This is a genomic window from Gimesia benthica (genome assembly GCF_009720525.1).
Taxonomy (GTDB): Bacteria; Planctomycetota; Planctomycetia; order Planctomycetales; family Planctomycetaceae; genus Gimesia; species Gimesia benthica.
Genome location: NZ_CP043930.1, coordinates 1,504,915 through 1,527,657 on the forward strand (window position 1 = coordinate 1,504,915; position 22,743 = coordinate 1,527,657).

16 protein-coding genes are annotated in these 22,743 nt (G+C 54.0%); 7 read left to right on the forward strand and 9 right to left on the reverse strand.

Features of this window, described 5'->3' with window-relative positions; translation table 11 throughout:
• Window position 1: 1 nt before the first annotated feature.
• The gene (locus F1728_RS05710) at window positions 2-1,213 is read right to left on the reverse strand and encodes a cation:proton antiporter (RefSeq protein WP_155363295.1); all 1,212 of its coding nucleotides are present in this window, start codon (window positions 1,211-1,213) and stop codon (window positions 2-4) included.
• A gap of 315 nt (window positions 1,214-1,528) precedes the next feature.
• On the opposite strand from F1728_RS05710, the gene F1728_RS05715 reads away from it, so the two are divergent.
• Window positions 1,529-3,595: a patatin-like phospholipase family protein gene (locus F1728_RS05715; protein ID WP_155363296.1), complete on the forward strand. Its 2,067-nt coding sequence runs from the start codon at window positions 1,529-1,531 to the stop codon at window positions 3,593-3,595.
• 8 nt (window positions 3,596-3,603) lie between these two features.
• Here F1728_RS05715 and F1728_RS05720 read toward each other — a convergent pair whose 3' ends face one another.
• The 4 genes from F1728_RS05720 to F1728_RS05735 form a co-directional block, all read right to left on the reverse strand.
• The gene (locus tag F1728_RS05720) at window positions 3,604-8,814 is read right to left on the reverse strand and encodes a WD40 repeat domain-containing serine/threonine-protein kinase (RefSeq protein ID WP_155363297.1); all 5,211 of its coding nucleotides are present in this window, start codon (window positions 8,812-8,814) and stop codon (window positions 3,604-3,606) included.
• A gap of 120 nt (window positions 8,815-8,934) precedes the next feature.
• Window positions 8,935-9,396 (reverse strand): hypothetical protein, encoded by a 462-nt coding sequence (locus F1728_RS05725; protein WP_155363298.1) that lies wholly within the window; start codon window positions 9,394-9,396, stop codon window positions 8,935-8,937.
• A 54-nt stretch (window positions 9,397-9,450) separates the two neighbouring features.
• Complete coding sequence (locus tag F1728_RS05730) at window positions 9,451-10,083, reverse strand: sigma-70 family RNA polymerase sigma factor (protein WP_155363299.1); 633 nt, start codon at window positions 10,081-10,083, stop codon at window positions 9,451-9,453.
• Between the two features lie 268 nt (window positions 10,084-10,351).
• The gene (locus F1728_RS05735; RefSeq protein ID WP_155363300.1) at window positions 10,352-10,624 is read right to left on the reverse strand and encodes a ferredoxin family protein; all 273 of its coding nucleotides are present in this window, start codon (window positions 10,622-10,624) and stop codon (window positions 10,352-10,354) included.
• 171 nt (window positions 10,625-10,795) lie between these two features.
• Here F1728_RS05735 and F1728_RS05740 point away from each other — a divergent pair, with 171 nt between their 5' ends.
• Entirely contained in the window at window positions 10,796-12,169 is a 1,374-nt protein-coding gene (locus tag F1728_RS05740) for a sigma-70 family RNA polymerase sigma factor (RefSeq protein WP_155363301.1), read from the forward strand.
• Between the two features lie 83 nt (window positions 12,170-12,252).
• On the opposite strand, the gene F1728_RS05745 is transcribed toward F1728_RS05740, so the two are convergent.
• The gene (locus F1728_RS05745) at window positions 12,253-12,783 is read right to left on the reverse strand and encodes a hypothetical protein (protein ID WP_155363302.1); all 531 of its coding nucleotides are present in this window, start codon (window positions 12,781-12,783) and stop codon (window positions 12,253-12,255) included.
• Between the two features lie 209 nt (window positions 12,784-12,992).
• On the opposite strand from F1728_RS05745, the gene F1728_RS05750 reads away from it, so the two are divergent.
• The 3 genes from F1728_RS05750 (at window position 12,993) to F1728_RS05760 (ending at window position 14,199) form a co-directional block, all read left to right on the forward strand.
• Complete coding sequence (locus F1728_RS05750) at window positions 12,993-13,292, forward strand: DUF4177 domain-containing protein (RefSeq protein ID WP_155363303.1); 300 nt, start codon at window positions 12,993-12,995, stop codon at window positions 13,290-13,292.
• Window positions 13,293-13,390: 98 nt separating this feature from the next.
• Window positions 13,391-13,771, forward strand: coding sequence for a DUF4304 domain-containing protein (locus F1728_RS05755; RefSeq protein ID WP_155363304.1), 381 nt, complete (start codon window positions 13,391-13,393; stop codon window positions 13,769-13,771).
• A gap of 83 nt (window positions 13,772-13,854) precedes the next feature.
• Complete coding sequence (locus F1728_RS05760) at window positions 13,855-14,199, forward strand: hypothetical protein (protein WP_155363305.1); 345 nt, start codon at window positions 13,855-13,857, stop codon at window positions 14,197-14,199.
• Window positions 14,200-14,242: 43 nt separating this feature from the next.
• On the opposite strand, the gene F1728_RS05765 is transcribed toward F1728_RS05760, so the two are convergent.
• Both F1728_RS05765 and F1728_RS05770 read right to left on the reverse strand, forming a co-directional pair.
• On the reverse strand, window positions 14,243-15,700 hold the full coding sequence (locus tag F1728_RS05765) for a glycoside hydrolase family protein (protein WP_228030522.1): 1,458 nt from the start codon (window positions 15,698-15,700) through the stop codon (window positions 14,243-14,245).
• Between the two features lie 196 nt (window positions 15,701-15,896).
• Window positions 15,897-17,660 (reverse strand): thiamine pyrophosphate-dependent enzyme, encoded by a 1,764-nt coding sequence (locus F1728_RS05770; RefSeq protein ID WP_155363306.1) that lies wholly within the window; start codon window positions 17,658-17,660, stop codon window positions 15,897-15,899.
• A gap of 419 nt (window positions 17,661-18,079) precedes the next feature.
• Here F1728_RS05770 and F1728_RS05775 point away from each other — a divergent pair, with 419 nt between their 5' ends.
• Complete coding sequence (locus F1728_RS05775; RefSeq protein WP_155363307.1) at window positions 18,080-18,904, forward strand: class II glutamine amidotransferase; 825 nt, start codon at window positions 18,080-18,082, stop codon at window positions 18,902-18,904.
• A 5-nt stretch (window positions 18,905-18,909) separates the two neighbouring features.
• On the opposite strand, the gene F1728_RS05780 is transcribed toward F1728_RS05775, so the two are convergent.
• A complete protein-coding gene (locus F1728_RS05780; RefSeq protein WP_145439778.1) occupies window positions 18,910-19,362 on the reverse strand; it encodes a hypothetical protein in 453 nt (150 codons plus the stop codon).
• Between the two features lie 233 nt (window positions 19,363-19,595).
• On the opposite strand from F1728_RS05780, the gene F1728_RS05785 reads away from it, so the two are divergent.
• Entirely contained in the window at window positions 19,596-22,598 is a 3,003-nt protein-coding gene (locus F1728_RS05785; RefSeq protein ID WP_155363308.1) for a PVC-type heme-binding CxxCH protein, read from the forward strand.
• Window positions 22,599-22,743 lie beyond the last annotated feature (145 nt).

Below are 22,743 nucleotides of genomic sequence, written 5' to 3' on the forward strand. Positions count from 1 at the left end.
ATTAGATATTCGAATCATGTATCCGCTTACCATAAATGATCGAAAGACGGTTGGCGGAGAGTCCATGCAGGATGACACTCAACAGAATCGTCCAGACAGCCACGGCGACGATAGTGCCATTGCCGGGCAATTTCTGATCGGCAACCATCACGACAAAGACGATACTGGCCAATCCTCGCGGCCCGAACCAGCCGATAAACAGCAGCGTGTCATTTCGGAGTCCGCTTCCCAGCAGACAGAGATAAACGGACAGCATGCGTATCACAGTCAGGCTGAGTACCGCATATAACAGTACCTGCCAGCTCATTTCAACGCTCAACAGGTTCAGGATCACTGTTCCAAAGGCAAACCAGGTAATCATCGCGACCGCATTGGAAGAACCTTCTGCCGCTTCCAGAAATTGTGCTTTGTGTTCTCGGGTAAAAGCGCCAAACAACAGACCTCCCACAAAAGAGGCTATGAAGCCACTCCCCCCCATCCATTGCGCCAGACCATAACAGAACAGAGCCAGGGCGATGATGGGGATCTGCAACCAGGTTCCGGAGACCCAGCCACGACTGGCGCAGGTACGGAGTGCAAATCCGCCAACCAGCGCCGGAATCGCACCAGCGACAGCACCAATGCCGATGACTTCAAGTGTCAGTTTGAGAACCAGATGGACGGGTGTGGAAGCTTCCGGCGTCTCAGCAAGCATGGCGATAAAAAACAGGATCACCGGCACGCAGATCCCATCATTCAAACCACTCTCGACATTCAGGCTTTCCCTGACCTTCCCGGGGACGGCTGGATTTGTCACCACCGCTTTGCCTAATGCCGCATCAGTGGGGGCCAGCATCGTTGCAATCAATGCTACTTCAAAAAAATCAAGCTTGCCGAAAAGTAGCCAGGCAATAGCTGTTCCCAGCAGGATGGTCAGTGGCAAACCGATTAACAACAGCCGGGTGGGAATCGCTTCGACTCGACGTAAGATACTTAAATTCGCATTCGAGGAATCGGTAAACAGGCAGATCGCCAGTGCAATCTCGGCCAGGCCGCTGAGAGATTCCCCATCCACTTTCAAGTCGACGACATTGAGTACATGGGGGCCAAACAGCATCCCGCAAAACACATAGACCAGTGCTCCATTGACAGAGGTTTTTTCCAGCTTCGAAGCGAACAGGCTATAGAAAAACACGAAAGCAGCAATCACAGTGAGGACGTGGTATTCCGACACAACTTCATGCTTTCTGATCGAGAGATCTGTTAAGTGCCATTTCAAGTGATCTCAGTCTAAAGAGAACGTTTCAGATTGGCCATCCCAACTCTCCATCCGGATGGATAGCCCTCTGTATTTTGTACAGAGCAGCTTCCATGAATGAGTGAAATTAACTTTTGTTTTTTGCCTCGAGTGCGTTTATCATAAATGAAATGCCACGCGTGGCTGAGCGACAAGACATTCCGTGACAAATCGGACAACCAGTGACGAAACCTCTGTCGGGGGCAACAAGATTGCTCCTCGACCTGGATAGCTGAGGGAAGTGACAGAGTTATGCCCAAGTATGGTCTCGCACTTTCTGGAGGTGGTTTTCGTGCCACGCTGTATCACCTGGGAGTCGTCCGCTTCCTGAGGGATATCGGGGCCCTGAAAGAGGTCACAGATATTGCCTCGGTCTCAGGCGGCAGTATCCTGGCGGCGCATCTGGCATTGAACTGGGATCGTTATACGGGTGACGAGGACAGTTTTAATGCCGCTGCCCAGGAAGTGATCGAACTGATCCAGTTCGACGTTCGTAATCACATCGTCCGCCGGATGCCCTTGCAGGCACTGCTCAGTCTCCTCTCCCGACTGCACTTGTGGAATTCCCGCAACATCACCCCCAATGCGATTCTGGAACGCTACTATCGAGACCGGCTCTACGGGGATCGCTGTATCTACGAACTCCCCGAGCAGCCGATGCTCCACATCCTGACGACGAATGTCAGCAGCGGCGGGATGTCTGTCTTCAATCGAAACGGACTGTATATCCAGACACGGAGCGATGACGGTAATACGTCCTTCAGGCACATTCCCGGTGAAATGGCAGGCATCCCCAAAGTAGTGGGTGCCTCGTCTGCATTTCCCGGATTCTTCCCCCCGGCAGAGATCAACGCAGAAGACCTCGGGGTGCAGGAAGGAGAATTTCCGACAGAGTACTTTACCGACGGAGGCGTCTATGACAACCTCGGCCTCCGTACGTTTTTCTGGCTAAAGGATCACGGTGCCAGTTTCGATCAGGTTTTTGTCAGTGATGCGGGTAAGCCGTTTCAGATTCTGACAGAGGGGGCATTGGGATTTGTCGGTCAGATGGTGCGTGCGTCTGAAATCTCCATGGACCGGGTCTGGCAACTGGAACAGGAACGCTTTCATTCGACGCCCGGATTCGTCTTCTTCCCCATGACGAACATGGTCGAACTTGAGGATGATCCGACGGCCATGCATCCTGTGATCCAGGCGGAAGTTCAGGGAATCCGCACGGACCTCGATCATTTCTCAAATCTCGAAGTGACGGCCCTCGCGATGCATGGGTACGAAGTGTCACGGAATGTCTGCCGCCAGGAAAAAGTCTTTGGCGATCAGGAATTACCCGCCTGCCCCCCCTGGGGCCCGAAGCTGAAACTGGCGGAATCTCCTCTCGCGGCAGAAACAAGAGAACCGGGCAGCCACGAACCAGCACATGCAACGCGGATCTCCCGGGAATTACGCAAGTCGAGCAGACGTCGGATCTGGGGAACGCTGTTAGACTGGCTGGACTGGCCCAGCTACATTTATGTTGCCATTGCCTTCGTCATCTTGATTCTGGCTCCATATAAATTCTACCAGTTTTATCAGATCTCGCAGACGCAGAAGATGATCATCACTGCGATCAAGCTGGGTGACAACGACATTCATCAGATTCTCGACCTGGTCACCATCGATCCCACGCAGAACTGGGTGAGCGCGGCGGTCCAGGAAAAACCCGATCCTTCCCAGGTCAGTTATGCAGGATTTGAAGTACTCGAGCACAACCGGATCATCGATCTACGTCACTGGAATCCCGATGCAGAGACAGAGGAGCAGAGAGGACTCATTTATCTCAGAGACCGAATCACATTTAAGAAACTGCCCACCTACAAGGGTGACGGACACCTGGTATTTCAAGTGCCTGTACGAGACCAGAAAATGCAGTTTCGGCAACCCCACAATCGATTACAGTGCAGCATCACCCGCATAACGAATCCCGTCGATCTCCATGGCCAGAAACGGAGGATCTACGAGTTCGATTACGATGTCTCCGAACTCCCCCCGGATGAATCTACGACGATAGAAATGGAAGTCCTGCTCGATTACCCCAACTCCGCACGCGCACCGTTCCGACTGCACACGAAAACAGATTTGATTGCCGTCTGGCTGCTGTTTCCCACAGACCGTCCTTACCATACCTATAGTCTGTTGAGCTATCCCATCGACGGAAGTGAAGCACCACGATTGATGAATCCCCGTTATAACATCAATCATCCTTATGGCTCATTAATTGGCTGGTCGGTCGTCAATCCAGATGAAAATCGCATTTATGAATGTCGCTGGACCTTCGAGTAACGCAGATTTCAATCGATCAGTTTTTCAGCTTCGCGTTGGGCCTCCAGCAGTACGATCCAGTCCGATCCAGTGTAGCGACCACCATTTGCAGGTATCGATTTTCTCATAAATGTCGCCCGCTTGAACAGAATTCTGGCTTCCGCATCACGTCCGTCCTTTTTAGCAACCAGAGCCCTGTAGTACAGACTGGTCGCAATCACCCATTTTTTATAAATCTCATATGCAGTCCGACTGCCGACTTTTTGACTTTCTTTCAAGAATTCGTCCGCCTGAGCATAACGACCCATGCGATATTCTGCGATTCCACAGTTGAGCGGAACATGTGGACTGTTTTGGAACAGCGGGAAAGTCTCAGAAAGTTGCTGTTTGTGATCTGCCAGATACTTGATATGCCGCTGCATGATTGCAGTCATTTCTTCCGACAACTCAACATCCGCGAACGCGCAGGCTTTGATTGTTCGCTCCAGAAGAAACGGATTGGTCGCGTTTTCCGTGTCTTTGATCAGTTCCTGGCAAAAAGAGGGGTAATCGTCTGTGAACCCGAGTTGCACCATCAGGATCGCAACCTGGTAACCGGCTTTGTTTCGGCTGTCGCTTCCTTCAGGAAGATTGTTCCAGGCAGCCATTAAATCCTCATGGGCACGAGCATAATTGCCTGAATTCATGAACTCGCCCGCCCTTTCGATGAAACTCAGATAGCGGGTATTATCCGGCAGCAACTGCTCCACTTCCCGCTGCACCTGATTCAGGATGATCAGGTTCTCTATCATAGACTCGCGAATGCTGTCATCGATGCGGCCTTTGATGATGGCTTTGGCGTAGTAATCGGCAGCATCCTTTGTTTGACCTGCATGATGAGCCGCGATAGCCAGGTAAAAGAAGTTATTCGCCATTAAACCGTAGACGACTTTATTTGCTTCATTCTGTTTGATCAGATTATTGCTTTTGTGAAACGATTTCATCGCGGCAGAGTAGTCTCCCTGACGAAGTTCGGCTATCCCCTGCGCCATGTAGTTCCACTTGGCAAAAAAGCCCCCCCCCTTGTTCTGGCTCTCTTTCCGGGCCATATTCTCTGAAATCATTTTCGAAAAGCGCGATACAACAGCCAGTGTTTCAGGTGATTGCTTAAGATCGGAAAACAGACAGATTTTGACAGTACGTTCCATAATCTGCATATCATCCGACTCGGCATACTCAGCTGTCATTTCTCTACAAATCGCGCGGTATTCATCAAAGTTCCCAAAATGAAACTGGAGTGCGGCCAGACGAAACAGCGCTGCGTGACGCGCTGATGATTTTTTCGGCAGGAACCTGACAGCCCGTTGAAAATCCTGCAGCGATTCACGGTAGAGCACACTCCTGAGTTTCTGGGTTCCCTTGGTGTTGTAATACTCACCCACCCAGTTGTCGGTCAGAATTTCATCAGCCCCGCGGGCACCCTGCCATAAACGCACCATGTGATCTTTGCCATGAGTGGCGATCATCCTGCCATCCTCTGAGATGGCGACTGACTCTACCGAATCATAGTGCTCTTTCAATGTCGTCCGCAGTTCTCCCGAAGCTGGATCCCACAACCGGATCGTACTGTCGCTGCTCCCGGTCACCAGGGCCTTGCCATCAGCGGCAAAAGCCAGGCAGGTCACTCCTCCGGAATGTCCATTCAGGTTGCGAATGACCTCCCCCGTCTGACCATCATGAATCCGAATCACATGATTCCAGCTGCCTACAGCCAATAGACTACCGTCATGCGAAAATGCGCCGCACAGATCCGGGCCAATATTTCTCAGCCTGCGAATTTTCATTGGTCGGGACCGGGTCAGATCAAGAAGATCAGTTTCCTCCCGGCCTTTGATCGCCAGCCGCGTACCATCCGGGGACAACTTCAGCCAGCCAATCTGACCTCTGTCCGTCCAGTACTGAAACGTCTCTGGCTGGCTGCCGGGTGCGACGGATAAAATGGTCAGCTTCGAAGAAGTCCAGTTTCCATCACCCAGATTTTCCGCAGGCTGTGCCCAGGCTACGGTCTTGCCATCCAGCGAGATATCCATCTTCTTTGACCGAATGTAATCGACGTCCCATTCACCAACGATTTCATCGGTGAGCAGATTCTGCACCTGCAGTTTCTTGTCGTCAGGATTCCAGGTCACCATCCACTGTCCGTTGACCGTCCGTGCCGCCCTGGGTTTGTCTCTCTCTTTACCTTTGGGAGACCAGGGCAGACTCACTTTGAGGTTGTCCAGAGACATCAACCTGGCATTGCCGGCTGAAAAGGTTTTCTCGCCAGCAGCATTCGTCTTTTCACGTAATTCCCAGCAGAAAATCAAACCGGGACGACCAGGATGAAAGAAGAGCCCGGTCTGGTCAGAATCTGAGGCGACACGTTTCGTATTAAATGGCTGGCAGCGTTTCAAATCCCAGGCCCGCGTGGCCCCCTCGGCCCCGGCTGTCCACAACTCATCTTCTGAAGTGAAGGCAATATCAATCACGGTCTTGTCATGACCGTGAATCACGATGGGAGGATGCTGGCCAAAATACTGGTCGTTCTCATCAGAATCAATACTCCAGACATACACATTATGATCGCGTACACCACAAGCCGCCATGCGCTTTCCGGAAGGGGAAAAAGCAATCGACCTTAATGCCGGCATATTCACGTAGTGGATCGGTTTGATCGGTTCAAATGTCTCCGCATCCCACAGCCGCAGACCATCGTAGCCGCAAGTTGCCAGCAGCCTGCCATCAGGAGAATAGGCCATGCCATCCACGGCTTTGCGTAAAAACCAGAGCGTTTCCCATTCGGTCGGCCCCTGGACCAGTTTCCAGTCGAGTTTTGTCGGGTCGTCCAGAAAACCCCGCGCCCGTGCCAGTCCCTTGTCGTAACCAACCACGAGCGTATTTCCGTCGGGCGAAAAACACAGCATATTCACATCATCGTTCTGGCTCTCTACATGGGGCGGCAGTTCCGTGATCAATTCCCCATCACGAGAATAGATTCGAACCCGATCCGGATACTGCACACTATCCTTTTCAGCAAGGAATTCAGAAACGGCGATGTACTTCCCATTCGGAGAAACAGCAAAGGTCCCGTGTCTGCCAGGAACGGTAAACGCGGACTGGGGAATCGGTTCCCAGGTATCGGTGTGGTAACGCACCAGCTTGCGTTCGCCTTGCTTCTCTGCTTTCTCCAGGTACAGAACTTCGTTCCCATCCTGGGAGACCCAGGGTTTGAGCCCCCAGTCAAAGGGTGCGCCAAACGATTTAATCGCTTTACGTTGCTCGGTATCGACAATCGAGACCCTGTTACCGTAGTGGGGAACCATCAGGAGATTCTTTTCAGGAATCAGGCAGATTCGACCGGAAATCCCGCCGGTTCCCAGGTTCGCTTTCGCCAGATGAACCGCGCGCCACCAGTAATACCATTCGAATCGCCGCAAGTCTTTCTCTGTGGATTCAGGATCAGGGATATAGCTGGCCAGCAACGATTTCAACTGATTAATCTTGCCAGCGTCCCACAGAGAGTGTGCGTAATTCATCCCGGAAACGTATTCCCGGTAGCGAAGTTTTTCTTTCGCTTCTTCTGCCTGTTTTCGTAATTCCTCGGCCAGTTCGCGTTTTTTGTTAGCCTCTTTTTCGGCTGCTACCGCAACCGCTTCCGCAGCAACCGCCTGCTCGCGAACTTTCTGTTCTTTCTTCCGCGCGACAACTTCATCATCTACTTTTTGTTTCAGATGTCCGGCGAAGGCAGAAGTGACCACCACCAGCGTCATCAACAGCAGGGCAATGGCAACGGTCAGGGACGATAAGGTTTTATTCCGACGACTCCAGCGGGCAAATCGCTCGATGGGGGAAATACGACGGGCTTTGATCGGCTCATCTTCAATGAACCGTTCCAGGTCATCTGCCAGTTCCTGCGCCGTCTGGTAGCGGTGCGTCGGATCTCGGTCGATGGCTTTATGCACAATCGTTACCAGGTCCCGTGGAATTTCGGGATTGAGTTTTTCCAGTCGCGGCGGCGCTTCGCTGCTGACCCGCTTGATCAGTTGATGCCGATCGGTGTCATCGAAGGCCGGCCGCATCGCCAGCATTTCATACAACGTCAATCCCAGCGAATACAGGTCCCCTCGATGATCGGATCGCCCCTCGAACGCTTCCGGTGGCATGTACCGCAACGTCCCTAAAATATCTCCCGTATGCGTGATGTTCTGCTGATCGTCGGTTTTAGCCAGACCAAAGTCGGTGATCCAGACCGTGCCCCGCAAATCCAACAATAGATTACTGGGCTTGATGTCCCGATGCTGGACTCCCTGATCGTGGGCATAAGCCAGCGCAGACGCGACCTGCACTCCGATACTCGCGACGCTTTGCCAGTAGTTCAGCTGCTTCTGCTGCAGTCGTGAGCCTGCCTCGGAAGACTGGCCCGGCAGCGACAGGGAACCAGACCGCCCGGTCGCATCACATGGTTGGTTCGGAACCGTTTCATCCAATGACGTCTGGGACGCTGCATCAGAGAACTGCTCCGTCGCTGCAAACGCCCCCTCCTCATCATCGACTGAGTCATTGGCAATAATCGTCGGGCTCAAACCATTGAGCATCAGGGAACGAGCCATCCTGGAAGCCGAGACCGCTTCCCCAGTCGGTTGCCCCAATTCGATGACTGGCACAGAGTCGCTCAGTGACGCATCGTTCTGCAGTCGTTTGATTTCTTCGAGCACTTCGTCCAGGCCTAACCCCTGGATGAACTGCATCACGTAATACTGCAGACCGTCTTCTTCTCCTACTCCAAACACAGGCACAATGTTGGTGTGGTGCAGTTTCGCCGCCGCTTTCGCCTCTCGGACAAACCGACGTTTCTGACTGGCATCCAGGAGCACCTGTTGCGGCAGCACTTTGAGTGCCACGTGTCGCCCCAGCGAAATCTGCTCGGCCTCGTAAACGACGCCCATCCCGCCCCGCCCCGCTTCGCGGATGATGCGATAATCTCCCAGCTGCTTTGGCTTCGCAGGGCTGCCGGCCGCCGGTGTGTCAGCGGATCCTTCGTCAAGTGGTGCCAGATTTTCCACCATCACCAGCGCCGAAATAAATTCCTGGATCTCCTCGGCTAGCTCCGGGTGCTTTGCCGTGTACTCGCTCACCGGCGGACGTTCGCCCCGCCGATAGCGTTCCACAAATTCCTCGGCCAGTTCGGCAATCACTTGAGAATTAGAATTCACGTCGCGCATGGAGAATTCTCGCTTTCAAACCGATCTCAGGTACCGCCTGAATTGACGGCCCTGAAATCTCAGACAGGAATGCGATGCGGGAAGATGCTGACTGCCCCACATCTCTCAATAACCGTATGATTAATTCCGGATCCGTTTCCAGACTCGTAACTGGTTGCCGGAACCTTTGTTTGAAGTGAACTCAGTTGGAGCGGCCTGCCCCTCTGGTGGATGGCAAATCGTGAGTAGGTCGCCCTCACTTTTAGAGATATGCTGGCCCGTTTTACCTTCGTTTTTCCCCAGCGTAACTTTGGAGCTGACGATTCGATAACCGTCTTTCAGGGACAACACTTTATATGTTCCCTGACCGATGATTATATCGCCTTTGCGAGCCGTCCAGGTACCATTTTTCAGCTCCATTTGAATATTCTTCAGATCCTCTGCCGGGGCAGCAACACCGTCATCCACGAACTTGATGAGCTGCCAGTTGCCATTAGTCTGCTGGTAGACTTTCTCGTCGATCCCCTGCTCGGCTGCGAACACCAGACCAGTCTGAACAATGTACAGACACAAAATCAGCGCGGACTTTTCAAGCTTCTGCATGATCACTCTCCCCTAGATTGGATTTAGAACCGGGGCGAAACATGCCCCTCGAAGTTAATCAGAGAACTCTGGAAACTGCGATAGAATTGATTTCAGTCGGGTGATGGCTCGAACGTAACGGCTGCTGGCTCCCGTTTTACTGAGCCCCAGTACAGACGCTGCTTCGTTCCCACTCAACTGTTCAAAGTGTCTCAAGGCAATAATCTCGCGGTCGACCGGATCCATGCCATTCAGGGCTTCCTGAAGTTTGATCCGCATTTCCGCTTTGATCGCCGCCTCCGATGGAGACGTCAGCTGCCCCAGCAGATGTGCTGCCAGTGACATCGAGTTCGCTTCGGGTAAAGCTCCTCGATAGATGGAAACCTCACGGTCGGCGTCCCGCAGTTGAGTGCCCAGATGACGACGGTGAATTTCAGTCAGTTTCAAGCCCGTCATATGCCTCAACCAGAGATAAAAGGGCACAGCCGGGTTATCCATGTAGTCCGTAAGTTTATTAAAAATATAAAGATAGGATTCCTGGAGTACATCGGATTCGTCAATGCGTCCCTGCAACCGCGGACTCATCCGCAGGCGCACCATCCGCTTGAGACGCTCGCGATGCTGTGAAAAGAGTTGATCCACAGCGGCGTCATCCCCCTCGGATGCCCGTTGCAACAGGTCATTGATTTCGCTTGATTCTTCAGTCATTTGTGTTCCCATACTAATTTACATGCGCTGAAAGTCAGGGAGTACGCAAAAAAATCAGAAAAAAATCAATGCGGGTTTAATTTTCTCCACAGATGTCCTTTCGCCTCGCGAGAGCAACAGTAAACCAGTTGACAAAAAACCTATCGCCTCAGACTTCATTTTCCTTTCTATAAACAGGGACGACCTCACAGGTTCGTCTGATGGATGAGACCAATTAGAGGCCCCCTGTCTGATATCAATAACGTCGCTGTAAACTTTCAGACCCCCTTCACTTTAAAGGCGTTTTTTTCTCTGTGATCGCAGGAGTCTGAGTTACCATCTCGGCATTGAGCTGAATAAAACTCTGCCACTGCTCCGGGACATCATCTTCAAAAAAGATCGCATCCACGGGGCATTCCGCCTGGCACGCGTAGCAGTCAATGCACTCTTCCGGATCGATGTAGAGCATCTGCTCCCCCTCGTGAAAGCAGTCGCAGGGGCAAACGAGAACGCAGCTTGTGTCTTTGCATCCCACACAGGGAGCGGTCACAACGAACGCCATTTCAGTTCCTTTCAAAATAAAATTTCGAACTTAGAGATACAGTCAGGAGTCTCTCCTCTGGGGGTGCATCCGATTTACCGGTAAGATTGGTCAAAGAATCTGCCAGAATTTCAAAATTTTTTCCCATGTCCCCCTGCAACGAATCTGAACAGAGTGAAGGCGTATTCCAGAGTGTCGAAATTGAATTCACAACAACTGCTGGAGATGTATCAGGCAGGCGAGAACGAAGCAGCGACGGTCCTGTTTGACCGTTACGTCGCACGTCTCATCGCCCTGGCGCGGAGCCGTATCGGGGCCAGGCTCCGTCGTCGAATCGATCCCGAGGATGTCATGCAGTCCGCTTATCGCAGTTTTTTCGTGCATGCCCGGGTCGGAGAGTACCAGTTGCAAAAGACGGGGGACCTCTGGCGTCTGCTGGCAGGCATCACACTGAATAAGCTCTACGGTCAGATTGAAAAGCACACGGCGGGAAAGAGAAGTATTGATCGTGAAGCACCTCCAGACGCCATTCTCGCGACTGCAACCGTTCCCGAACCTTCGCCATCAGAGGTCGTCGCGATCATTGAAGACTTAAGCCTGTTCATCCAGGACCTGCCTCCGGAAGAACGACTCGTCCTCACGGCCAGCCTCCAGGGGCAGGAGAATGCAGAGATCAGCAGCACCATCGGGAAATCAGAGAGAACCGTCCGGCGTCTGCTGGCAAATGCCCGCAATAAGCTGGAACAACGCTTGTTGCATCACAACACGCCCGAGGCTGACTCTCAGCCCCCCGCAGAGGAATACGCTGCCCCCTTGCGCTATGAGAATTACGTGCTCGAACAGTTACTCGGTTCAGGTGGCATGGGCAAGGTATTTCGCGCCAGAGTGAAAGGCACACAACAGAAAGTCGCCATCAAGGCACTGCATAAAAAACGCCAGTCCGACAGGCGTGCCGTCTCGCAGTTCGTCAAAGAGGCACAGGTTCTCACGAAGTTACAGCACCCGCATCTCGTACGCGTCGAAGGCCTGGGACGATTCCCCCACGGGGGCTACTTCATGGTGATGGACTTTATTGACGGCGTCGATTTGCAGTCGCAACTGGAAACCGGCCCTTTTACCACCCCAGAAGCGGTCAGCATCATTCTTCACGTCGCAGACGCCATCGGTTATGCACACGACCAGGACATCATTCATTGTGACCTCAAACCGGCGAACATCCTGCGTGATCAACGGGGCAACATTCGAGTAACGGATTTCGGCTTCGCCTATCTGATTGCAGGCAGCGCCACACCAGTCAACAGCATCGGCGGAACCGCAGGATATCTCGCCCCGGAAATCCTCAATCGCCAGAGTCTGCCCGCACCCACAACCGACATATTCAGCCTGGGTGTGTTGCTCTGGACTCTGATCACCGGCACGCTACCCGTATCCCCGTTCAAACTGACCGGAGTGAAGCAGCAACAGACCCCCGTAGCCCGAATCGTCAAACGCTGTCTCTCCCCAACGCCTCAAAACCGCTTTCAGACAATCAGCGAACTGCAACAGGCACTGCTGACACTTCAATAAGCATTAAGATTGACCGGAGCTTTCTCCTGCGATTGATTGCAGAAGACAAAAAGATCTCCTGCTCCGCCTGAAACTGGATCACCTCAGTCCCGCTCGCTGAGTGCTGCGACAAAGGCTTCCACCGTAGGTTCGGGACCTTCACCAAAGTTCATATGACGCTGTTTGTCCCATCCCGCCAGCACGGTCCGGGGACCGTCAGGCAGGGAGACGCTTTTTTCCAGTGTATAATAATGGGCCGTCACCTGATCCGGATCGGGGGGCGGGTCCGCAGCCAGATCGATGGTCACCAGCACGGCCATCATGTACGCTTCCGCGGCTTCCTGAGGTTCCGGCATCTCAATCACCACGCAGGGATAGTCATTCAAGCGGAGCGGATGCAATTTGATTTCCGCAGCGTCAAACCCCGCCTCACGTCCACACTGCTCGACCACATCCTTCAGTAAAGCCTCCATAAAGGAATCGGCATCGGGCGAAGCTGCGATCGCCAGCAACTGCAGCGGTTCCGCCAGCGCAATCTGTCGCAAGGCATAATGCGCAAACACATAGTGCGGCGAGGGCCCTTCATCGTCGGGCGTCGGTTCCGGTTCGCGTTTCAGAAAATCAAACAGTCCCATCGAGTTTCCCCCTGGCACGCTCATTAAGAATGCGTTCTACCGACACAGAATGTCTTCGATATCTCTCCCCTGAGTCGGCCTGCCAGGCCAACCGGATTCAGCGCCTGGTTGACACTATACAAAACAATGCTAGTGTAAGACAGAAAGAAATTCCGTATTTTGTCCTTCACTCACGATCAGCATTCACTTTGTTTTCAGGAGATATTCCCATGACATCTCACCGCATCCTGTTCACAGCAGTTGCACTCATCATCTGCGCTGCGATGCTCATTTCGCAAACTCCTCCCCCAGTCGCACAGGCAGCGGCTGTGAAATCCGCACCAGCCTGGGAATACAAAATCGCGGATGCCAGCGTGAAATTAGGGGAGTTGGAAACAACCGGCGAGATCACGAATGCACGCATCAAAGCCGCGCTCGAACAGTTCTTAAACCAACAGGGAGCCAACGGCTGGGAACTCGTCGCGTACTCGGGAACAATGGCGATCTATAAGCGTGCTGTCAGAAATTAACTGAGCAAGCTCGGAACGGGAAAGTTAACCGAAACCTTTTACGAGTCCCGACATTCTCTCATCCAAGCTCATATTCTTATCAAAAAGGTTCAACCTCAGTGCAAAAAGTTCGTACTCAACTCAAAGAACACCTTGTTCCCGAGTTACGTAATCTGGGCTTCAAAGGTTCTTTCCCTCACTTCAGACGAATTCGTGAACAACGAATTCACCTGCTGACTTTCCAGTTCGACAAATATGGCACTGGTCGTTTCGTAATTGAGCTTGCAGTAGCTCCCCGAGGTCCTTTCACAACGTCCTGGGGTAAGGAAATCGCAGAGGGCAAACTGACGGTCCATGATTTGAATGAACGTCAGAGGCTGGGCGCAATAGAGGGTGGCGATCAATGGTTTTCGATTGAACCACACATCAGTGAAACAGTAGATGAGATATTAGAACTGTTACAGACCAAGGGACAAAAGTTTCTGGATTCAAAAAATTGAGTTTCCGGATAACCTCAGGGAGAATTAAAGCAACTATTTATCCGGCATTTTGAAATGCTTTAGTTCCATGAAAGGCTTGCAATATGAAATCATTCTGCCACCGTTTGGAATATTTTGAAGCGCCGGAAAAATTGGTTCATACAGCAGCGAAATCATGGTGGCAGGATAACGGCTTTATTGTTCAATCTCCCGAGTGTTCCAGCGTAATTGCCAGTTATCGAGGTAGGGGATTCGGAATTACAGACAAGGCGACCAAACGGATAATGCAGGTGATTCTGCAACCGATTGGTAATGGAACTGCAGTGTCAGTCTACCACCACACCAGCCGGATCCTCTTCATTACCGGAGTCATGTTTGGCAATATCCTGGATCGGGAAACAGACAGTTTCCTGCAATCAATTCATGAATATGTTGCCGCAAACAAATAGAAAATAATAATTTAAGGACATCAGGTCCTTTGAATAATTCGTCTCACTCCCCATTCCGAAACCGCAGCGAATACAAATCTGCATCCTTCAACACAAACCGCACCCGGATCGGCTTCCCAGCAAACTGGCTCAAATCGCTCTTCCCTTTCCAGGTCATCACGTGGTCCAGTTCGTCGCCGTAGAATTCTTCGCTCTCCTTTATACTGAACCCAGGGAGCGGCTGCCCCTCTGCGTCCAGCAGTTCACATTTCACGCTGCCGGCAGCTGAGGTAGACAGGTTCAGTTCCAGTTCGACCGGAGTTTTATCTTTTCCCTGGGAACCGTCAAACGTAATCAGCCGCGTGGTCATCTCGCCGCCGGTAAACGGAGCGTTGATCGACACAAAACCGTCCTGACGCAAAGTGAAACGTCGCAGTCGGCAGGGACCGACGTAGTAATTCTCAATCGCATACAGCGACAGTTCAGGCACGTGCCCGGGCAGCGGGCTCGGCGTCGTGGTGATGCCCCATGCGATGTGGTTATTCCGCTGCCACCAGCGTTCCCGGTTCTGCCCCGGGCGGAGGAACGCTTCGTCCCAACGGTTCCAGTGCATGCCATCCCGGCTCGTCATCAACACGCCGTCACTCACGCCGGAGTGATTGTTTTTCGGATCCGGGTGCCAGGCCGCCTTGCGACTCGGCACGAACCGCTTGGGAAACGCCAGGAACAGATGCGGTGCCCGGGGATAGGCAATCGTCGCATTCGTATAGAGATGCTGCGGCGGCGAATTTTTGATGTCGATGAACTTCGGCGGTGTCCAGTTCACAAAATCATCCGAGGTGCACGTCATTATCGCCCGCACCTTGTTGGTAAAACCGCGATGAAAATCGACATACTCCTGGCGGTGCTCATCCCAGAACGCCAGGTTCTGTGAATCGAAGGCACCCTTCGTGATCACCGGCTTGTCTGTCAGCAGACGCCAGTGAATCCCGTCAGCAGAAGCGAACGCATACAGGCCCCCCTTCCCGCTCCCCAGGGCCTTAAACTTTTCATCGGTTTTACATTGGGGATTCGTATCCAGGAACGGCGAGAAATTATGCGCACCGGTTCCCGTCCAGACGATGTTGTTCTTCTTCGAACCGTTGAACTCGAACAGTCCCAGGTCCGACTTCCGCCAGTGGATCGCATCGTCACTTTCCGCATAGCAGACCACCTGGTGCGTGACCTTACCTTTGCTCCAGTCGTGATGCGCGCCGCGGTAATACATGCGGTACAGGTCACCATCTTTCAGGATGCGGACATAATAGCTGATGTTCCCTTCAGCCGGCGCATCATAGGTGATCGCAATTTCCTGGGGTACCGGGTGATGCAGTTCCTGGCGGGCACCGTCGAGACTGCCGATCATCCAGTCGTCAATGAACAGTTCACGCCGCGAACCGATGTGAGCCGGTTCCTCCGCAGAGAGAATACCGGACAGAAGCATAAGAAAACACAGGCACAGCAGGGACGCACGAACTCGCATGAGAGGCTCCTCGAGTCAGATCAGCGGTTAACAAATTTGAGTGAAGACCGTCGGTCTTCCCAATCAGGTTAACATCCCGATCCCGGAGGGACCGGCTTTTCAACCCGCGTGCCATCAGTCAGTATACTGTCCCCTCATTTGAAAGCAAATGCGTTCCTCGGAAAACAGAGCGACCCGTTATCAGTCACTTCCCCGTTCAGTCGTCGCTGCTGTCAAAGTAGGCCGCCAGCTCTTCCTTGATGTTATTCCACTGTTCCTGATCGCCACTCAGTGCCATCCAGGCCTGCTTGACTTTGCTCTCTGCCATGCCCACCGCCTGTTCCATCTTAATCTTAGGCGGCATCGACAGTTCGCCATTGGTGACCACCGCATCGATCAGGAACGGGCCGGACGACTGTTTCGCCCTCTGAATCGCCGCTTCAATATCCCCGGCGTGTTCGACACGCACGCCCTCGGCCCCGCACCAGCGGGAATAATCGGCCAGATCAGGCACATCGATTGCGAGCACATCCTCCTCGGGGACGATGCCGGCCACTTCCATCTCCAGCTTGACCAGATCCAGGCTCGAATTGTGCAGCACCAGCATTTTGATCGGCAACCCGCGATTCGCAATCGTCAACCAGTCCTGCATCGCCATCGTGAATGCACCGTCCCCCACCAGCGCCCAGACTTCCCGCTGCGGAAACAGTAACTGGGCTCCCAGTGCCGCGGGTAGACCGACGGCCATTGAACCATGGTTGAACGAACCGATCATCCGCCGATCCGAATGAAACGAGATGTACCGCGACGCCCAAACGGTAATCGTTCCCGTATCCACCACGAAGATGGCATCGTCACTCGCGTGTTCATTGATGAAACGGGCAAAAATCTGTGGATGCAGCGGTTCATGATCGCGAGAGGGATCCGCAGCCTGTCGCATCTCCCGCCGCCAGTCATCGAAGCTGCCTGTAATTTTATCATGAAATTCAGAAGCCCCCTGCGATTCGACTAGGGGCAACAGTTGCTGCAGCGCCGCTTTGACATCTGCATGAATCCCCAGGTCCACCCCCACGCGATTGCCGATCCGAGGCAGGCTGCTGTCGATCTGCACCACGGTGCAGTCGTGCGGCAGATACTCGGTATAGGGGAAGTCAGTCCCCAGCATCAGCAGCAGGTCTGTATTCATAACCGCATGATAACCCGACGGATTTCCAATCAACCCAGTCAGTCCCGCCACATGCGGGCAGTCATGGTCGAAGATATCACAGGCGCGTAACGAGTGGGTAATCGGTGCCTGCAACTTGTCGGCCAGTGCAATCACTTCGTCCCGCGCCAGTCGACAACCTGCCCCCGCCAGAATAGAGATCCGCTTCCCCTGGTGCGTGCGAATCAGTTCTGCCAGTTGCTGCACCTGCGCGTCATCGGGAACAAGCGCTGCCCGGGAACGGAACAGCGGCTGGATAAAGTCATCCCCCTCACATGCCATCTCTGCGATATCGGCCGGCAGTTCTATCCGGCTCACCGAACCGTTACTGAGCGCTTCCCGGATCGCTCGCTGAATCAAGCGTGGTGCTTCCTCAGGAGAACGAATCACGGCCTGAAAATCACAGACATCATCGTAAATTTTCGTCAGATCGACTTCCTGGTGAAATCCGGTGCCGATCTGCCCAACGGGCACCTGCCCCGTCACCGCCAGCACGGGACTGCGTTCCCTTTTCGCATTATACAGGCCGTTGATTAAGTGCAGCGCACCAGGCCCCACGGTCCCTGCGCAGACCGCCAGGTTTCCACTCAACTCGGCCTGGGCAAACGCGGCATAGCTTGCATTCCCCTCGTGCCGGACACCGATCCATTCGACTTCATCGTGCTTGTGAATTGCCTGGGCAAACGCATTCAAGGCATCACCGATCACACCAAACACCTGGGTCACACCGGCTTCAATGAGAATCTCCAGCAACTGTTCTGAAACATTGCGAGACATTGGACATCCTTTCTGGTTCGAAAAACGATCGGCGCAGAAACCGCGTCTGCCAGATATGACGTGAAGACCATCGTCGACAGTGCTTCCCGGTGTCCTGTACCGATGCGAATAGATTGAATCTCAGAATGGGGGAGTCGAGGATCCTAAATCAGATCCAGCTTCAAGATTAACATCTTGATTCCCCACTGACCAGCGTGTTTCCAGATTCATACACCTGTGATCCTCAGGCCTCTGGACTGAAGACACACCGAAGTAAGCAGCCAGCTCTTCTCGCGGTCCTGACGAAATCGCGTATTTAACATTCCCTGAGATGTATGAGCTGCACGGTTCCTGAAAAGTTGACAGCAGGCGTGACGTTTCTGTTACAATCACTTCCTGAACATCAACCGTTCCTGATTTCAGACAGGGAGTCGTCGCCTATGTGTCGCTGGCTGGCTTATACCGGATCACCTCTGCAACTGAGTGCCCTGCTCACCCGCCCCAATCATTCACTCATCGACCAGAGTCGGCACGCAACGCAAAACGTCGAAGCCCTCAACGGCGATGGCTTCGGGGTCGGCTGGTATGGCGATGATCCCACACCGGGGCTCTACCGCGATACTCATCCCGCCTGGAACGATGCCAACTTCCGCCACCTGGCCGACCACATCCGCTCGCGGCTCTTCCTGGCACACGTCCGCGCTTCGACCGGCACCGCCGTCCAGAATACCAACTCGCATCCCTTCAGCTTCGATAACTGGCTCTTCCAGCACAACGGTTCAATCCCCGCGTTCCGCTCTCTCAAACGACAACTGCTATTCGACGTTGACCCTGAACTGTTCCCGTTCATTGAAGGTTCCACCGATTCCGAAACGCTGTTCTTCCTCGCGCTGACATTCGGCCTGCGTGACGATCCTCCCGCTGCCCTGGCCTGGGCGATCGGTCATGTAGAACGGGTCCGCAAAGCTGCGGGAATCGAAGTTCCACTATTCGTCAGTGCCTGCGCGACCAATGGCGAACAGCTCTGGGCGATCCGCTATTCCAGCAATCATCAGTCGCGCACACTCTATCACAGTTCACACCTGCATGCCCTGCACGAAATCGACGGAACTTACGCTCCCCTGCCCGACGATGCCACGATCGTCGTTTCTGAGCCTTTGGACGAACTGACCAGTCACTGGGAAGAGGTCCCCGAGTCAGCGCTGCTCACTGTCTCAGGGGGCGCCGCCACAGTGAATTCGTTCTCACCCATCCTGCCGAATTGACGAACTTAACCGGCCATCTGTCCCGGAAGCACCCGCAGCAGATAGCCGGCCAGCAGGATGCCGCGCCCCGTCCAGGCCAGCGTGCGGACCCAGTTCGTCGCAACCAGCAGCCGGATCTGGTGACTGTCGTATCCCTGGATCAGCTTATGATGTCGGGGGACCTGCAACAGAGCGGTTGAGAACCAGACCACGAACAGCAGCCCGACTCCGCTCCAGGCCTCCAGCGGAGTGAAGCCGGCGGGTGCCCAGTAGACCAGGGCAATCGTGCTGAAGGCTTCAATCAACATCATCGGTCCCACCACCAACGTGGTCCGCAGCTGATGCGCCGTCTGGAAAGTGATGAATTCATTGCGCCCCACCAGCGCAAACACCGGATAATGAGCCACCTGCACGAACCAGATCAGCCCCACCATATAAAAAGTCGATACCAGTTGCAGCAGAAACAGAATCTTCAACACGGTTTTTCTCCCTGGAACAATTGTTGACGCTTAACTTTAGTCCCAACCCGTGAATTGCCGACCCCCGAAATCAGAATTCTCATGCAAAAAGCTACCTCCGCAGCCGGCGCATCCATGATCTTCTGTTCTTCGTTTGAGCTCCGCTCTTGTAATGCGGTCCGGCATTGTGCAGGATATGTAACACCACAAAGCGATCTTGTGACCAGTCCTTATCATTTCTGGAGACTCTAGAGATGCATCAGCTGCTTCCAGAGAGATCCCGTTGCGCGACCCGGCTTTGTTCCCACTTCTTCGCTGTATTACTGACCAGTTTGAGCACCGTCGGCCTCTTCGCCCAGGGCTTTGCGCCCTCAGAAGCAGTAAAACAGATGACGGTCGCGGCAGGATATGAAGTGGAACTGGTCGCCTCCGAACCACTGGTCAGACAGCCGGTCTCCATTGACTTTGATGACCGGGGCCGGCTCTGGGTCATTCAGTATCTGCAGTACCCCAACCCCGCAGGTCTCAAACGAGTGAAGGTCGACCAACACACCCGCTCTCAATACGACCGAGTTCCCGAGCCTCCGCCTTACGGCCCCCGGGGCGCCGACCGACTGACGATCCTGGAAGACACCGACCACGACGGACGCTTCGACCAGGCACACGACTTTGCAGACGGTCTGAACCTCGCCTCCGGGTTTGCCCTCGGGAATGGTGGCGTCTACGTTTTGCAGGCGCCCTACCTGCTCTTCTATCCGGACCGCAACCGGGATGACAAGCCGGATGGAAATCCCGAAGTGCTGCTCAAAGGCTTCGGCATGGATGACGCGAGTGCCGTCGCGAATTCACTGACCTGGGGACCGGACGGCTGGCTCTACGGCTGCCAGGGGAGCACCGTCACTGCCCGGATTCGCGGTGTCAAATTCGTGCAGGCCATCTGGCGCTATCACCCCCGCACGAAAGCCTTCGAGCTCTTCGCCGAAGGGGGCGGCAACATGTGGGGGCTCGACTTCGACCGCCAGGGGAATCTGCTGGCCAGTACGAACCTGGGCGGCTTCGTCCTGCTGCACATCGTCCAGGAAGGCTACTACTGGAAACAGTTCTCCAAACACGGCCCACTGCGAAATCCCTACACCTTCGGTTATTTCGATCATGCGCCCCACCAGAATTTCAAAGGCGGACACGTCACCGTGGGAGGCACTATCTACCAGGGGCTCCTGTTTCCCGAGGCACTGCACGGCAAGTACATCAGCGGCAATCTGCTGGGACATGAAATCCAGTATCACAACCTGATCCCCGACGGCACCACGTTTCGTACTGAGCACGGAGGCACGCTGGTCCAGGCCAACGATAGCTGGTTCGCGCCCACCGATCTGACCATCGGCCCCGCGGGAGCAGTCTACTTCACAGACTGGCACGACAAACGCACTGCCCATCCCAATCCCGACGCTGACTGGGACCGCAGTAACGGTCGCATCTACCGCCTCAAACCCCAAGGCAGCCAACTCGAACCAACACTCCAGGTCCATGATTTAAGCAACGAGCGCCTGATCGAACTTTTACAACAGCCCAATGAATGGTACGTCCGCGCCGCCCGACGTGAACTGATTACCCGCAAAGATCCCCAGGTTCCAGGCACGCTCAAAAGACTGCTGACAGAAAACCGCAGCGACCACCAGACTCTGCAACTGCTCTGGACGCTCGCGTCTCTCGACGAACTCGATGAAACAACCGCGGTGCAAATGCTTCAGCATAAGGATCCCTCAGTCCGCAGCTGGACCATTCGACTGCTGGGAGATCGACGCTCTGTCTCTCCCGACATCGCCCAACGCTTAATTCAACTCGCCCGGACCGACGCCAGTCCGCAGGTCCGCAGCCAGCTCGCTTCCACCGCCGCCCGGCTCCCCGCTGATCCCGCGCTGGCCATCGCAGCGCGCATTCTGAACCGGAACCTCGACCAGGCCGATCCCTACATTCCGTTACTTCTCTGGTGGGCCATTGAAAAACAGGCCCTCACTGCCATCGATGAAATCGAACAACGTTTTGTGACATCCGCAGCCTGGCAGCAGCCCTTTGTCAGCCAGGTCATTCAACCACGCCTGATGAAACGCTACGCTGCCGCAGCCACGCCGCGCACACTCGAAGTCTGTCAACGGTTGCTGTCGACTGCTCCGGAGTTACAACAGGCTGAACTGCTGCAGGCCCTCGACGCCGGTCTGGCACTCTCAGGACAGGGACAACTCAAACCAGACCAGGTGCCGAGTGAACTCGCGGAGCAACTCGCCACGCTATGGCAGGCCCATCCCGAAGACCTCGTACTGATGCAACTCAATGCCCGACTCGGCAATCCCGCCGTCCTGCAGCAGGCACTCGAAATTGTCATTGATGAAAAACAACCACTTGCCCAACGCACCACAATGCTCAAATTCCTGCAACAGTTTGGGAACGAAACAGTCATCGCCCCCCTGCTCCCGCTGTTGCAGCCCGCTCAAACCGCTTCGCTCCGGCAGCAGGCCATGCTCGTTCTGTCCCGCTATGCCGATGATCGTATCAGCCAGGCACTGCTCAAATCGTATCCCGACTACGATGCTTCTTCACGAACCCAGGCCCGTCGCGTTCTCTTCACCCGTCAGCCCTGGGCACTTGCGTTTCTTAGACAGGTCGATGAGGGACAGCTGCCGGCAGGCGATCTCGATCTGCAGGAACTGACAACACTGAACAGCCTGGGGAACAAAACGATCACCGAGCTCACTGCGAAGCACTGGGGGCAGATCAATCAGAGCGATTCACAGCACAAGATCACCGAGATCCGCCGCGTCCGTTTTCTGTTGAAGCATCCAGGTAACGCGCAGCGCGGCAGCCAGCTGTTTCAGAAACAGTGCGGTACCTGTCATCAGCTGCACGGCACCGGCAACAAACTGGGCCCCGACCTCACCACCGCCAACCGGGGCGATTTAAATTATCTGCTGGAGAGCATCATTGATCCCAATCGATTCGTCCGCAAAGAGTACGTGGCCTCAATCGTCATCACCCGCGACGGACGCGTCGTCACCGGCATCATTAAATCAGATGAACCCGCGCAGATCCGCATCGCCAACAACAAAAACGAACTGACCACTATCCGACGGGACGACATCGAAGAGATTCATGATTCGCCCGTCTCACTCATGCCCGAAAAAATCCTCAAACAACTCAGCGAGCAGGAACTGCAGGATCTGTTCGCCTATCTGCAGGGACCGCCTCCCAAAAAACTCTGAAATCGACGCCGAATCATATCGACAGATTTAAATATATTGAATCATCACCATACTTCTGTTATATTAATATTCTTAATATATTGTGCCTTCCTTACGTGAAAGTCAGTTTCCCCTGCGATTTTCACCGACAAATTCGGAGCCCGCC

What these genes read in the sequence shown, in the direction of transcription:
- F1728_RS05735 (WP_155363300.1), bottom strand. Translation starts at nt 10,624, where the DNA reads ATGGCGTTCGTTGTGACCGCTCCCTGTGTGGGATGCAAAGACACAAGC.
- F1728_RS05715 (WP_155363296.1), top strand. Translation starts at nt 1,529, where the DNA reads ATGCCCAAGTATGGTCTCGCACTTTCTGGAGGTGGTTTTCGTGCCACG.
- F1728_RS05725 (WP_155363298.1), bottom strand. Translation starts at nt 9,396, where the DNA reads ATGCAGAAGCTTGAAAAGTCCGCGCTGATTTTGTGTCTGTACATTGTT.
- F1728_RS05765 (WP_228030522.1), bottom strand. Translation starts at nt 15,700, where the DNA reads ATGCGAGTTCGTGCGTCCCTGCTGTGCCTGTGTTTTCTTATGCTTCTG.
- F1728_RS05730 (WP_155363299.1), bottom strand. Translation starts at nt 10,083, where the DNA reads ATGACTGAAGAATCAAGCGAAATCAATGACCTGTTGCAACGGGCATCC.
- F1728_RS05785 (WP_155363308.1), top strand. Translation starts at nt 19,596, where the DNA reads ATGCATCAGCTGCTTCCAGAGAGATCCCGTTGCGCGACCCGGCTTTGT.
- F1728_RS05750 (WP_155363303.1), top strand. Translation starts at nt 12,993, where the DNA reads ATGACATCTCACCGCATCCTGTTCACAGCAGTTGCACTCATCATCTGC.
- F1728_RS05745 (WP_155363302.1), bottom strand. Translation starts at nt 12,783, where the DNA reads ATGGGACTGTTTGATTTTCTGAAACGCGAACCGGAACCGACGCCCGAC.
- F1728_RS05760 (WP_155363305.1), top strand. Translation starts at nt 13,855, where the DNA reads ATGAAATCATTCTGCCACCGTTTGGAATATTTTGAAGCGCCGGAAAAA.
- F1728_RS05720 (WP_155363297.1), bottom strand. Translation starts at nt 8,814, where the DNA reads ATGCGCGACGTGAATTCTAATTCTCAAGTGATTGCCGAACTGGCCGAG.
- F1728_RS05770 (WP_155363306.1), bottom strand. Translation starts at nt 17,660, where the DNA reads ATGTCTCGCAATGTTTCAGAACAGTTGCTGGAGATTCTCATTGAAGCC.
- F1728_RS05775 (WP_155363307.1), top strand. Translation starts at nt 18,080, where the DNA reads ATGTGTCGCTGGCTGGCTTATACCGGATCACCTCTGCAACTGAGTGCC.